The 13,130-nt window shown below is 48.8% G+C and carries 11 protein-coding genes and 2 tRNA genes; 9 read left to right on the forward strand and 4 right to left on the reverse strand.

The window, feature by feature from the left end:
* Positions 1 to 111: 111 nt before the first annotated feature.
* On the reverse strand, positions 112 to 348 hold the full coding sequence (locus tag BN2762_RS13615; protein ID WP_055107497.1) for a hypothetical protein: 237 nt from the start codon (positions 346 to 348) through the stop codon (positions 112 to 114).
* 116 nt (positions 349 to 464) lie between these two features.
* Complete coding sequence (locus BN2762_RS13620) at positions 465 to 1,079, reverse strand: hypothetical protein (protein WP_055107498.1); 615 nt, start codon at positions 1,077 to 1,079, stop codon at positions 465 to 467.
* A 1,058-nt stretch (positions 1,080 to 2,137) separates the two neighbouring features.
* On the opposite strand from BN2762_RS13620, the gene BN2762_RS28080 reads away from it, so the two are divergent.
* Positions 2,138 to 2,260 carry a hypothetical protein gene (locus tag BN2762_RS28080; protein ID WP_262362815.1) on the forward strand — a complete coding sequence of 41 codons (123 nt, stop codon included), beginning with the start codon at positions 2,138 to 2,140 and terminating at the stop codon, positions 2,258 to 2,260.
* Positions 2,261 to 2,340: 80 nt separating this feature from the next.
* On the opposite strand, the gene BN2762_RS13625 is transcribed toward BN2762_RS28080, so the two are convergent.
* Positions 2,341 to 3,930 (reverse strand): S-layer homology domain-containing protein, encoded by a 1,590-nt coding sequence (locus BN2762_RS13625; protein ID WP_055107499.1) that lies wholly within the window; start codon positions 3,928 to 3,930, stop codon positions 2,341 to 2,343.
* Positions 3,931 to 4,289: 359 nt separating this feature from the next.
* On the opposite strand from BN2762_RS13625, the gene BN2762_RS13630 reads away from it, so the two are divergent.
* The 8 genes from BN2762_RS13630 (at position 4,290) to BN2762_RS13660 (ending at position 12,052) form a co-directional block, all read left to right on the forward strand.
* Positions 4,290 to 5,174, forward strand: a complete 885-nt coding sequence (locus BN2762_RS13630) for an ABC transporter ATP-binding protein (protein ID WP_074048631.1) — start codon at positions 4,290 to 4,292, stop codon at positions 5,172 to 5,174.
* Entirely contained in the window at positions 5,137 to 6,243 is a 1,107-nt protein-coding gene (locus BN2762_RS13635) for an efflux RND transporter periplasmic adaptor subunit (RefSeq protein WP_055107500.1), read from the forward strand. The genes BN2762_RS13630 and BN2762_RS13635 overlap by 38 nt, the downstream gene beginning before the upstream one ends.
* Positions 6,243 to 9,137: an ABC transporter permease gene (locus tag BN2762_RS13640; protein WP_055107501.1), complete on the forward strand. Its 2,895-nt coding sequence runs from the start codon at positions 6,243 to 6,245 to the stop codon at positions 9,135 to 9,137. Before BN2762_RS13635 ends, BN2762_RS13640 begins: the two co-directional genes overlap by 1 nt.
* A gap of 7 nt (positions 9,138 to 9,144) precedes the next feature.
* Positions 9,145 to 10,041 (forward strand): ABC transporter ATP-binding protein, encoded by an 897-nt coding sequence (locus BN2762_RS13645; protein ID WP_055110034.1) that lies wholly within the window; start codon positions 9,145 to 9,147, stop codon positions 10,039 to 10,041.
* Complete coding sequence (locus BN2762_RS13650) at positions 10,038 to 11,537, forward strand: ABC transporter substrate-binding protein (RefSeq protein ID WP_055107502.1); 1,500 nt, start codon at positions 10,038 to 10,040, stop codon at positions 11,535 to 11,537. Before BN2762_RS13645 ends, BN2762_RS13650 begins: the two co-directional genes overlap by 4 nt.
* 113 nt (positions 11,538 to 11,650) lie before the next feature.
* Entirely contained in the window at positions 11,651 to 11,815 is a 165-nt protein-coding gene (locus tag BN2762_RS27280; protein WP_187386521.1) for a hypothetical protein, read from the forward strand.
* 69 nt (positions 11,816 to 11,884) lie between these two features.
* A tRNA-Met gene (locus BN2762_RS13655) sits at positions 11,885 to 11,958 on the forward strand.
* A 20-nt stretch (positions 11,959 to 11,978) separates the two neighbouring features.
* Positions 11,979 to 12,052: transfer RNA gene (locus BN2762_RS13660), tRNA-Ile, on the forward strand.
* A gap of 716 nt (positions 12,053 to 12,768) precedes the next feature.
* Here the strand turns inward: BN2762_RS13660 and BN2762_RS13665 are convergent.
* On the reverse strand, positions 12,769 to 13,065 hold the full coding sequence (locus BN2762_RS13665; RefSeq protein WP_055107503.1) for a hypothetical protein: 297 nt from the start codon (positions 13,063 to 13,065) through the stop codon (positions 12,769 to 12,771).
* Between the last annotated feature and the right edge of the window lie 65 nt (positions 13,066 to 13,130).

The following is a 13,130-nucleotide window of genomic DNA, read 5'->3' on the forward strand; positions in this document are numbered from 1 at the left end:
ATAGCCGGGACATTGAGGAATCTCAAAGAATGCTTCTGACATATAGCAGGATATGCAGATAGACTTTTATTGCGAAGTGTTTTTTGTAAAATCATACCTATCTAACTAATATTACTTTTCACTTTTTGAACGATTATATTTAACAATAAAGATAATAATTAGAGCCACATAACCAATTTCTAATAACCTTAAATAAAACGGTAGTGCCAAGAACGGAAATAAATCTGTTAATGGTTTGTTTGGCTGCAACTCATGAACAATTACTGTTAAGAAGTTTAGTAGCAGACTAAAAAAACTACCAGTAATAAAAGTACATACAGCAATGATTAAATAAAAACGATCTTTCATGAATAATCTCTCCTAAATTAAAAACTGTAGAAAGTAATGAAATGTATTTAAGTGATCATTTCACTATCATTCTACAGTTAATTCTATTGTCTAATCTGTAGTAATTCTACGAATTATTATTTTCTTATACTCCAAGCAACATATTGTGGAATTTCAGCAGACCAGTCACCACTACCTTGATGAGTAAGTACACCATTTATTAATAAATATATGTCGTATTTTCCTTGAATGTGTTTCCAGTGATCAATCTGGTCAACATAATAAGTAGTATTTGCAGGGACGTTTGCCTCTGCAGTATATGATTCTTTTAAGGATGCTTGAAATCCTAATTGTGTCGCAAGTATTTTTGCGAGTGTACTGCTTCCAGACATACTCAATGATACTTCAACTGTCTTCCTAACACTTTGAGTGACGTTGGTACGATTCTCCAAAAAAGTAGCTACTTTCTTTTTATCATATTCATATGAAGAGACGACGTACGGAATGAAAATTGGCGTTAGTGCCAATGCTGGTTTTATTCCGCTGTTTTCGCTGCGTTCCAGTTCTCGAATCTGTAATGTAAGAATTTCCTTTTGTTCTTTAGTCAGGTTTGATGGTAATTGAATGCTCTTACCATGATATAAAATACTATCACTAGTATTTAGTTGATCAATTGGTGCTGCGAACGCTAATATTGCCCCTGAGAAAGTTAAAATTATACTTAAAATTGCTAAAATAAAAGTTCTTTTCATGTTATCATACTCTTCTTCTTTTAATTGAAGCACAAAATCTGTTTATATTGTAAGCTGGCCAGCTCTACAATTATTTTAAAATGACCAAAATATGAAATATAATGATTACACACCATTATATCACCATATAAGTACATAATATGTATATATGTTTATTTATCTTAAATAGATAAAGATGGTAAACGGGCATGGGTCAGCGATTAGCAAGACTAGTTGATGATCTTATCATCTCCTTGTACTACTGCTCCCGTTAGAACTCCGTAAAGACTGCAACTCCAATGGCGGTTAGTGCAATGATGTTTAGCGTCATTTATTAGTGGTAACATATACTCAGTTATCTACCAAAGTTAAGGAATTTCGTTCATGTATAATGATGAACCAAAGCTGAATATTGTTGATTCGATAACGTAACGTTTTGGATACATATAGTGATCATGACGGCGGGAGGTTCGGCTTCCAAAGTGATAGGATACAAGTAAGCTTCAAAGGTACTATCCAAGAACTCAATTCTAGCATCTACTGTTTGAGATTTTGACTTTTTTAGCTTGAAGAGGAACCCTGGTGATTATAAAAAACGAACTAACAAGACATGATGTTTTGAATTAATGTAAGGGCGATTCATCGTTTTCATTGGCATGAAGAAATCTATAGTTCATCCCTGTTTTAAGATCTGTGGTATTTGATCCGCATAGATTTAGGTTGCGAAATTTATAGATTTGGGATAGAAGCAAAGAAAATAGGGCGTTCATTCGTCGGTGCACACGACGATGCCCCCTATTTCATTATAAGTAAATCCCTCATACTTCTCTGCGTTTTCCAAGCCGCAACATTTCCGAAATCGACGTTGATGCCATGCGATCTGTATTTCTGGACGAAGGACTTCAAGCTTTGGATCGCTTTTGAGGAGAGCGAGATGGAAGTAAGAAGCTTATGCGTCGTTTTTCAAATCGGTTTCCGACTATGGTCCAGACTTGTTTGCCGTTATTTTTGGCCCAAGTCATCAGATCTCGTCATTGGCTCCGGTTCGATCGTGATCAGTCAAGCGGCCGAATTCGACTATGCAGACATTGTCCAACTACGCTGCGTTGATCGAGGTTGCGGTTGAGAAGGGCATCGTTAAGCAGGAGGATTTAGCTCTGCTGCAATCCTGGCGCAAGGATCCGTCGTCCTTTGGAGCATAACAAGGATAAGAGCCATTCCCGATCCATAGGGAATGGCTTCTTTATTTCCTGGCATAAGATCGGCGGAGAAGTCTTACATATCATTTATGAAATGAGTACGAGGCGTAGCGTTCTGCGTTGCTGAGGCTCGTCCATATGTCCGGCGTCTCGCCGCCGATATGCCAGTAGGCAAAGCCGGCGATGCCGCGGGCTTCGGCCATCTGGTATTTAAGCGATAGCGAGCGGGAATCCTCCAGCCATAGCCGATGGGCCGATCCATTAAAATAAGCGGCGCTGTACTGGCCCAGGGTATCGTTCCATACGGGCCGGATTTTATATTGCCGCATGAGCTCAGACTGCTTCGGCAGAGAGATATCGCTGGACGCGAGAGAAGGGGGCGGACTGCTGTTTTCTTTGATTGTCCAGTCACGATTGTACAAGGGCAGGGCCAGAATAATTTGCTGCTCCGCGACATCCCTCCGAAGCGTATCGAGACCGTTCTGCACCCAAGGCAGAGAAGCAACTGGACCGGCGTAGGGAGCGCCTGACCAATGCTCGTCATAGCCCATCAGCACGATGTAATCCGCATATTTGCCCAAGGCTTCATAATCGAAGGCCGCCGTCCAGTCACTGCCCAGCTCCGGCGATACGTTAACAGACAGGATGGCTCCAATCTCATGCATTTGCTCGCCCAGCAGCTTGATGAACCGGGTAAAGTACGGGCGATCCTCCGGATGTATATTTTCAAAATCCAAGTTGATTCCTTGAAGACCGTACCCCTGCACAAAGGTGATAAGACTCTGGATAAAGCTTGCTGTTTCGGCGGAAGAGGACAGAAGCTCATGCGTCGCCTCCATATCGAAGCCGTTCCCCAGCATAGCCCATATCGCTTTGTCATGCTGCTTGGCCCATGTGATAAGAGAAGGATCCGCATAGTCCCGCAGTTTTCCGCCTTTCTCGAGGAAAAGCCAGCGGGGGGACAGAACGTTCACATTGGATTGCAGAATGCTGTGCTCATACTGCTCCCTCGTCTGCCCGTATTGCCAGCCGATTTGGATTTTGGGCTTGGCTTCCTTATCGATTTCATTCATCCACGTCTTATGGGCGTGTACACGGTACAGCAGAGAAGCAGCTTCTTGGCGGGACAACGGCTGGTTCGGCTGAAACTGCCCCTCATATCCACCCATGAATTGCAGCTTCGTCACTGCGTTTACGTAGGGAAGAGCCCATGCAGCGATCTCTGAACGGTCCCGGTAGGCGGGCAATATTGAATTCGAGGAAGGCCGCTGCTTGAACGCGCGGACGATCCAGGCTGCAGCCTCCTGGCGGCTGAGCGGCCGGTTGGGACTGAATGCGCCTGATCCGGTTCCCGAGGCCAGCCCGATTTCCGCGGCCGCTTGTATGTAGCCGTAATACCATGAAGATGGGGCAACATCAATATAGGAAGGCACTTTGGCTTGCACGGGGGTCAACTGGAGCATGCGGACCAGCGTAGTCAGAAATTCAGCCCGGGTCATCGGCTGCTTCGGGGCAAAAAAGCCGGGGCGGGTACCCTTCATTATATTATCGTTATGCAGCGCGAGGATTTCTGCCTTGGCATAGCTGCCGTCAATGTCCTGAAACGGAGATTCCGGCTTGCTGGCTAAGGCGGGCTGTTGAAGGCCGCAACTAATGGAGCCAAACAACGTCATAGATATAAGTATTAGTAGTTTTGCGCGTCGCTTCATGATCTATCTCTATCTCCCTATTATGTTAACGTTCGAGTCCTCGCCATCTTATCAAACTTATGCCCGCAGTTCAGTGAGTAATTAATGGAAATAAAATTTCAATATTTTAAGAAAAAGCGTCTATCGCTGTAACTTTCTGAGGAGTCAGACCTTGTTTGGCGGCCATTTTTTCGGCGATATCCGTGGGCTGCTGCCTTCTCGTGTTAAACTTTCGGATATCGTAAAAAATGTTGTAACTTTTTGCCATGGGATTTCGTTTATAATGCTAGACGTGATGGAATTCATAGGGAGTAAAAATAGGAAGCATAGGAGAACGATACACAATGATGCGATGGTTTCGCAAAACTGTAAAATCAGAACAATCCGATGATCAAGATGTGAAGGTTATGTCGAATGAAACTCCTGAAGCTCCCGAAGCTCAACAAGAAGAGCTGGATCAAGCGGCTGGCGAGAGAGAGCAGGGCCGTGATGAAGCAGCCGCCACGACGCTGGCAGCTGAGGAAGAGGGAAGCAGAGGGAAATCGCGGGATTTCTCGGAGACGATTCTGTCCGTAAGGGAGGTTCACCGGACGTTTCCGGTAGGCGGGACTGAGCTTCATGTGCTTAAGGGCATTAACATGGAGGTTCGGTCCGGTCAGCTTGTAATGCTCAAAGGCCGGTCGGGCTCCGGCAAAACGACGCTGCTCAACATGCTAGGCGGACTGGATCAGCCTACAAAAGGGGAAATTCTGTTCCGCGGTCAGCCGCTTCATCAGCTTAGCGATGACAAGCGAACGGTACTTAGACGCGATCAGATCGGGTTCATCTTTCAGGCCTATGCGCTGCTGCCCCTCTTGTCGGCATGGGAGAACGTTGAGCTGTCGCTGCGCATGGCCGGGGTGCCTCCGCAGCAATGGAAGCCGCGCGTAACGGAGTGCCTGGAGCTGGTTGGACTCGGCAAAAGAATGTTTCACCGCCCGTTCGAGATGTCCGGGGGGGAACAGCAGCGCGTAGCAATCGCCAAAGCGATTGCGCATCGGCCCAAGCTGCTGCTCGCCGATGAGCCTACGGCCAATCTGGATTCCCAGATGGGCGCGCAGGTGATGACTGTATTCAAAAATATCATACATACGGAACATGTGACGATTTGTATGACTACTCACGATCCTACAATCTTGGAGGTAGCAGACCATGTTTATGAAATGGTGGATGGAAAATTTATTGAATAAAAAGGCATGGCTCCGGACGCTGAGCCTGGTGTCCTTATGTATTGTCCTCATAAGCGCAGCCGGCTGCGGATTGCTGCCGAACGAAGAGGAGGAGGAGGACCTTCCGGTCATTACTCCGCCGACGATTTCGAAGAAGCCGGAGCACGTAGTGCGGAAGGAAACGATCGAGCTGGATGTAAAGGGCACGGGCAAAATACTGAGCCAGCGGGAGGAACCGCTTTATTTTTCCGATGACAAGGGAGCCACCCATATTAAGAATGTTCGAGTGAAGGCTGGGGATAAGGTTGCCGCCGGCGACATTCTCATCGAGCTTGACGTCGAGGATCTGCAGAAGCAGCTTCGCAAGAAGCGCCTTGATTTCCGCAAGCAGGAAATTGCAATGAAGGAGGCGCTGCGCACCAAGGATGAGAAAGAGGAATATGAATTCGAGGAATCCGCGATCGTCTTCGAGGAAGCGCGTCAGGAGCTGGTCGATCTCGAGCAGCAAATCGCAGACGGAACTTTGCGGGCGCCATTTGCGGGGACCATCGTGTCTTTAAAGGCAGAGAAGGGCGCAACTATTAAAGCTTATGAATCATTAGGCGTTATTTCTGATACTTCGGCCCTCGTAGTTGGCGCCACGTTCAGCAAAGAGGATTTGGAGAAGCTTGCTGTCGGGATGAAGGCGACGGTGGATATCAATACGTTCGGCCAGTTCAACGGCAAGGTGAAGGTTATGCCTTCCGCACCGGACAGCGGCAGCAGCAATAATAACAACAACGGCGGTCAGAATGGCACCCCTCCAGAGAAGGACTCTATCGATAAATATCTGATCGTTGAATTGGATAAATGGCCCGAGGATTTGGGACGGGGAACCATGCTGACTGTGAGAATCGTTACTCAGCGTATTGAGGATGCGGTGTTGATTCCGAAGTCGGCACTGCGTGAGGTCGGATCGCGTACCTATGTACAGGTTGTCGAACCGGATGGATCGAAGCGTGAAGCTGACGTAGAAGTAGGAGTTCAGACCCCGACCGATGTGCAGATTCTTAAAGGACTAGAACCGGGGCAGAAAGTAGTGGGTCGCTAATGGGTGTTCCTTTATTACGCTTGCTGTTCCGCAAAATGTGGAACACGAAATGGCTGACGCTCAGTACGCTGTTAGGACTTGTCGTCGCTGTCTCTTTTACAGTAAGTATTCCGATGTATTCGGATGGGGCGCTTAAGCGGGTTGTTTCGAATTCATTGAAGGAAGAGAGCAAAGGCCTGCCCGCCGGTTCGTTATTGATGAGCTATCAGGCCGCTGGCGGGGCGAAGACGGATTTTGCCGGACTGGAGAGCGTTCACTCTTATATCGTAAATGAAATTCCTGAGGAAATCGGTTTCCCGCAGCAGACCTACGTGAATACGCGAGCGATCCGTACGTCCGAGGTGTATCCTCAGGATCCGAGCAAGGTCGACGCGAGCCGCAAGAGAGCGATGTCGATCGTTACGATGAGCGGCCTGGCGGATCATATTAACATCACGAACGGGAAGGCGTTCAGTGATCAGGTCGATGATGGACAAATCGAGGCTTTGATGCTGGAGGAAGCTATGTTCCGCCAGGACCTGCATGTCGGTGCGGTCATGGAATATCCTGTGATTGGCAAATCCGACCTGACCCTAAAGGTAAAGATCGTAGGAACCTTCCAGCCATTGCAGGAGAATGATCCTTTCTGGTATCAGGGCTTTGAAGGTATGATGAATCAATTTTACGTCAGTGAGAAGGCCTTCAATGAAGGGCTGCTCACAAAGTTGGCTGTACCGCTTCACAATTCCGGCTGGTACTATGCATTCGATCTTCGGGAGATCAAGACGAGCCAGCTGACTCCGCTCCAGAGTACGCTGGATCGCCTGAACGTGGAGCTGTACCAGAAGCTGAAGGATACGAAAGTCGATATCTCCTTCGGCGGACTGCTCAATGATTTCCGGAAGCAGAGTCTTCAGATGCAAACGCTGCTATTCACTTTGGCCGCGCCGATGATTGCCATGGTGTTCTATTATATCGTAATGAATGCGCACCAAGCGCTGGATAAGCAGCAAAGCGATATTGCTGTGCTCCGCAGCCGCGGAGCCTCTACCAAGCAAATCGTGTTCATTTATCTGCTGGAAGGGGTGCTGCTTGGTCTGGCGGCTATGATTATAGGACCGCTGCTTGGATGGTTCATGTCCAAAAGTATCGGGGCTGCGGATGGCTTCCTGGCCTTCGTGAACCGGAAGTCGATCCCGGTGGGCTTTAATATGGATGCGCTCGCCCTTGGCGGTGCAGCCGTCGTTATCGCCATCTTGGCTACGTTGATTCCGGCGATATCGTATGCAAGATCATCTATTGTCAATGCCAAGCAGAAGCAGGCCCGTTCGGACCGGAAGCCGGGCTGGCAGCGGTATTTCCTGGATATTGCCCTGCTGGGGATCGCCGGGTATGGCTATTACCTGTTCATGGACCGCCAGATGATCACTTTCCAGACGGGAATGACTACGGATGAGCTGCAGGTACAGCCGTTTCTGTTCTTCGTGCCGGCCATTGCCATCTTCTCGATGGGCTTGTTCTTTCTGCGGGTATTCCCATGGCTGCTCAAGCTGATCGGCTGGATCGGGAAGAGATGGCTGCCGGTTCCTTATTATTTGACCCTGACGCAGCTGTCCCGCTCGTCCAAGTCCTATTACCCGCTAATGATCCTGCTCGTACTGACGCTCGGACTCGGGGTGTATAACGCCTCGGCCGCCCGGACGATCGACGTGAACTCGACGGAACGTACGCTGTACAAGTACGGAACGGACGTCATTATGCAGGCCGTATGGACGGGGACGCCTGAGAAGACGACGAAGCCTCCAACTCAAGGGCAGGGCGGTGGTCAAGGCGGCGGGCAGCCGGGAGGAAATCCCGGTGCTGGCGGACCTGGCGGAGGAGGCGGTCAAGGCGGAAACACGCCGCCCGCCAAGCTCGTATATAATGAAGAGCCGCCGTTTCAAGCCTTCCGCGAGCTGGATGGCGTGAAGCATGCCGCGCGCGTGCTGCAAACGAAGGGGAACATCATCGTATCCGGCCGCTCGGCTGGTCAAGGCACATTAATGGGAATTGACAACGCCGATTTTGCCGAGGTCGCCTGGTTCCGGAATGATCTGTTCCCGACTCATCCTTTTCAGTATTTGAATTTGCTCGGTATGAATGAAGCGGCTGCGATCATTCCGTCCAATTTTGCCGAGAAGCATAAATTGAAGCAGGGCGATACTTTCTCTGTATCACTAACGGATGGCTCTATAGAATTGGCCGTATACGGCATCGTTCCGTATTGGCCGAGCCAGTATCCTGACGAGAGGCCCTTCATTATAGCCAATCTGGATTATATCAATGATCAGCTTCCGCTGATCCCGTACCAGGTATGGCTTAAGATGGAGGAAGGAGCGAAGGTGGCTCCGCTGATCGAGAAATTAAAGGAAAAGCAGATCGAGCTTTATTCTGTAGAGGATGTGCGCAGCGTATTGGCTGTGCAGAGCAAGCATCCTACCCGCGGCGGGGTATTCGGCATTCTGAGCCTCGGATTCCTCGTATCGGTTATCGTATCCTTGATCGGTTATGTGCTGTACTGGTTCTTTAACCTGTCGGGCCGCGTCGTGCAATTCGGTATTCTGCGGGCGATGGGGCTGTCCCGGAAGCAGCTGACATTCATGCTGCTGGCCGAGCAGATTCTCACTGCAGGCTTATCCATTGTGCTTGGCATCGCGATTGGCAAGATAGTCGGCAAGCTGTACCTGCCGTTCCTGCAGACTGCAGATAATGTGACGACCCAGGTACCGCCTTTCAGAATCATTTTTGATTCCAAGGATACGTTCCAGCTGTATGTTGTTGTATTTGTGATGCTGGCGCTGGGAGCCGGACTGCTGTTCTGGCAGATTCGAAGATTGCGGGTGCATCAGGCGGTCAAGATGGGAGAGGAGCGGTAAGATGTCGATGATTCACTGCGAAGGACTCGTAAAAATCTTTAAAACCGAGGACATTGAAGTCGTTGCTCTGCAGGGATTGAATCTGACCGTGGAGCAAGGGGAAATGATGGCGATCATCGGAAACAGCGGCAGCGGCAAATCTACGCTGCTGAACATTCTCGGCGGGCTGGATCGGCCCTCGGCCGGCCAGGTGAGTGTAGGAGGCTGGGATCTGCTCAAGATCCAGGATGAACAGCTGGTTGAATACAAGCGCAACACGGTCGGTTTTGTCTGGCAGAATAACGCGCGCAACCTACTGCCGTATTTGACGGCTCTGGAGAACGTGGAAATGCCGATGCTGCTATCCGGCAAGCTGGACCGTGCTTACGCCAAACAGCTTCTGGAGTGGGTCGGCCTGAAGGACCGGATGCATAACAAGCTGCATCAGCTGTCGGGGGGAGAGCAGCAACGCGTGGCTATTGCGATCTCGCTGTCCAACCGTCCGAAGATGCTGCTGGCGGATGAGCCGACGGGGTCAGTCGATACGGCGACCTCGGATCAAATTATGCGCATATTCCGGGAAGTGAACCGGGAGCTTGGCATCACGATCGTCATCGTTACCCATGATTTGGAATTGGCCGGCAAGGTGGACCGGGTCGTAGCGATCCGTGACGGCTTAACGAGCACCGAATTCGTCAAACGCAATCCGAATTTGGATCAGGCTGACGGGGAGGCCGGATTCGGCACGCAGGGCGGTCTTCAGGAGGTTCATGAAGCTTTTGTCGTTGTCGACCGCGTTGGCCGTCTCCAGGTACCGAAAGAGTATTTGGAGGCCGTCGGAATCGGAGGCCGGGCCAGTATGGAATTCGATGGGGAGAAGATTGTAATTACAGCTCCGAAACCATTAGAGGGGGATAACAAATGAACAGCAGGTATGTTGGGAAAATACGTAAAGTTATGACCTTTGCTTTGGCTGCAAGTTTAGCCGTAGGCCTGCTAGCCGGCTGTAGCACCACGGGAAAGGTTAAAGAAAGCAAGGAAGAAAAGGTACTGCGCATTGGCATGCTGCACGGATCGAACGATGATTCCTGGTTCCGGCAGCAGTATACCGACATTTACGAGTTCAATAATAACGTTAAGATTGAAATTGTACCGGCTGTCGACCAATCCGAATACCGCTACAGGGATTACAGCAAAGAGCAGTATGTTGAGCCAGATTATTATGAGGGCTTAAAGAAGCTGTTGACGAGCAGTAACCCAGTAGATATCGTCATTGCTGACACAGGCACCTTGAAACGGCTGGCAGAGGAGAATCTGCTAAAGCCGCTTGATCCGATGATTCAGGAGGATAAGTACGACACCTCCGATTTCGTGCCTGCGGTTATCGATACTTTGAAGGACATCGGTGGAGATAACAAGCTATACGGACTAACACCGACCTTTAGCTCTTCGGCTCTATATTTTAACAAGAAGATTTTCGCGGATGCAGGCATTGAGCCGCCAACGGACGGCATGACCTGGGATGAAGTGTTTGATAAAGCGCGATTGCTTTCCAAAGGGGAAGGAAAGGACCGGGTTTTCGGTTTTTCCTTTAACCGTTATGTCGGAACCGATCCTTATTGGGATATGCAGTACAGCTATATCTCCACGCTGCAGCTCAGAGTGTTCGACGAGAAGGCGGAATTGATGACCGTCAATTCTCCGCAATGGCAGAAGGTATGGGGGACGATTAGCCAGCTGGCGAAGGACAAAATCATTCCAAGTTCATCGAATATGAACATGGAGGAGTATTATTCAGAAGAAAACTACAGCCCGATCAGCGGAGACTTGTTCTTGTCGGGCAAGCTCGCTATGATGCTCGGCGAAAGCTACTACATCAATGAGATTGCGGAAGTAAATAATAATGCGGATAAGATTAAAAACTTTAGTCCGGTTGATTGGGACATCGTTACAATGCCGGTTCATCCGGAAAAGCCGGGCATCGGCGGGAATATCTGGCTCGGGAATACGTTCTCGATCAACAGTGCGGCACCGAACGCCGAAACGGCTTGGGATTACATTAAATTCGTGACTGGAGAGGATTTCGCGAAGCTGAGATCCCGCAGCAACTCGTATGAGATGGTGTCCCGCAAATCGTTTATTACACCGAGAGCGGGCCAATCCTATAACATTGAGGCATTCTACCAGTTAAAGCCGGCTCCGCCGACCAGCGCTGCCGAAGAGAAGCTGATGCGCGATATGCCGGGGCTGCATGGCGTAACGAATTCGGGAAGACCGCATTTCCAGGAAGTGCTTGAGAACAAGAAGACGCCGGAAGAAGCGCTTAAAGAATGGGCAGAGAAGGGGAATAAAATGCTGTTGGAGCTGAAGAAGAACCCTAACGCCATGTTTAATGATGACGGTTCGGTCTATGAAATGTAGCAATTCTAAATTCTCGCCGGATTTTGATCCGGCGGGATTTTTTTTTGTGCGTTATTGGGTATTCTATAGTTGTAATGGTTCATGGACAAAACTTTGAAGGGCAGGGTCAACAAATGAGATGGGTATATTTCAATAAGCTGTACCGAACAAAATTTCAAGCGAGCTGCCTGGCCAAGAGGCTCGTCCAGGACGGCTGGATCTATGGCTTCGAGGAAATGAGGGAGGTGGAAATATTCCGTTCGCGCAAAGGAAAATATGGCGTTCGTTTTATTCCTTAAATTTTTAAGCAGAACACTTGACGACTGGTAGGGGTATCGTGTATATTATTAGTTGTCGCTATTTATTGACGCGGGGTGGAGCAGCCCGGTAGCTCGTCGGGCTCATAACCCGAAGGCCGCAGGTTCAAATCCTGCCCCCGCAATTCATCTTCATCTCGTCTCCGGGCCCTTAGCTCAGTTGGTTAGAGCGGTCGGCTCATAACCGATTGGTCACAGGTTCGAGTCCTGTAGGGCCCATACACGCGAAACCCCTTGCCTAGCAAGGGGTTTTTGTTATGTTTGGAGTTTGGTAGATTTAACCCATAAAAATGCTCAGTAGAACTGATTTGCTAACGCATTTACTAACGGCGGCTCAATATGGCGTTGGTTCCAGTGACTTTTCGGCATGTTTATTCAGTTCATTCGATTCGATTAATGGCCTCATCCTGCAAGTTGGGAACAGGTGGGAATATCGTTTGTTAAACATTGCCGGCGTCATTCCCAGGCGATCAGCGGCTCCCTTGGGATTAATGCCGATCTTCAAGAGAAAAGTAGCATGGGTGTGCCGTAAGTCGTGAAAACGAATTTTATTCAACATGCAGGAAGTGTTTTCTCGAGAACGCAAGTTCGGTTAATTTACGATGTTGAGGTATATTACACGATATAGTAAGATAACAATAGAAACAAGGAGGCTGCGCCACAGCCTCCCCGGTACAACACTTGGGTGGAATACCTCCAAGAAACAAGCTTGAAAATAACCCGTTCCCTCGGCGCTAACCTGGGCGGGTTATTTTCGTTTATTTTTTGTTATTTTTGCAGGGTTGGTAGATGATAGAATTGATTCTCACAGGAAAGAATAGCCTCAGCAGGTGGGAATAAGATACGCGAATATCTCAGTTGTTATAAGAAAACCGCTGCCCCACGCGCAGCGGAGCAACTGACAAATGTAGCCTGTTAAAATGCCAACTGTTAACTCAGATGAAAAAAGGGAGGAGGAATAAGTTCCGAATGCCATAGAAGGGAAAACGGCGATAGAAAAACCGGCGTCTAGGGAAAAAGCCAGGGAAAAAGCCGAATTGTCGATAGGTTGATTCATTCGCTGGTAATCCGTCTAAACGTTGGATCATTTCATTGCTGGGAACAGCCAGAGTAACATAGTTCTGATCCACATGGGCAATAAAACCATCGTATGCATGACCGTCAGCCGTTTCAATCCCGACATATTTATTCATGCAGCTCCAACAGATTTGTTGATACTCATTTGCGCTCATAAACGTACCTCCAAAGGTTAATGTTCTGACATTAGTCTATGGACTTTAACCCAGAAGGGCACGGC

This window comes from Paenibacillus ihumii (genome assembly GCF_001403875.1).
Taxonomy (GTDB): Bacteria; Bacillota; Bacilli; order Paenibacillales; family Paenibacillaceae; genus Fontibacillus; species Fontibacillus ihumii.

What these genes read in the sequence shown, in the direction of transcription:
- BN2762_RS13615 (WP_055107497.1), bottom strand. Translation starts at nt 348, where the DNA reads ATGAAAGATCGTTTTTATTTAATCATTGCTGTATGTACTTTTATTACT.
- BN2762_RS13620 (WP_055107498.1), bottom strand. Translation starts at nt 1,079, where the DNA reads ATGAAAAGAACTTTTATTTTAGCAATTTTAAGTATAATTTTAACTTTC.
- BN2762_RS28080 (WP_262362815.1), top strand. Translation starts at nt 2,138, where the DNA reads ATGCAGACATTGTCCAACTACGCTGCGTTGATCGAGGTTGCGGTTGAG.
- BN2762_RS13625 (WP_055107499.1), bottom strand. Translation starts at nt 3,930, where the DNA reads ATGACGTTGTTTGGCTCCATTAGTTGCGGCCTTCAACAGCCCGCCTTA.
- BN2762_RS13630 (WP_074048631.1), top strand. Translation starts at nt 4,290, where the DNA reads ATGATGCGATGGTTTCGCAAAACTGTAAAATCAGAACAATCCGATGAT.
- BN2762_RS13635 (WP_055107500.1), top strand. Translation starts at nt 5,137, where the DNA reads ATGTTTATGAAATGGTGGATGGAAAATTTATTGAATAAAAAGGCATGG.
- BN2762_RS13640 (WP_055107501.1), top strand. Translation starts at nt 6,243, where the DNA reads ATGGGTGTTCCTTTATTACGCTTGCTGTTCCGCAAAATGTGGAACACG.
- BN2762_RS13645 (WP_055110034.1), top strand. Translation starts at nt 9,145, where the DNA reads ATGATTCACTGCGAAGGACTCGTAAAAATCTTTAAAACCGAGGACATT.
- BN2762_RS13650 (WP_055107502.1), top strand. Translation starts at nt 10,038, where the DNA reads ATGAACAGCAGGTATGTTGGGAAAATACGTAAAGTTATGACCTTTGCT.
- BN2762_RS27280 (WP_187386521.1), top strand. Translation starts at nt 11,651, where the DNA reads ATGAGATGGGTATATTTCAATAAGCTGTACCGAACAAAATTTCAAGCG.
- BN2762_RS13665 (WP_055107503.1), bottom strand. Translation starts at nt 13,065, where the DNA reads ATGAGCGCAAATGAGTATCAACAAATCTGTTGGAGCTGCATGAATAAA.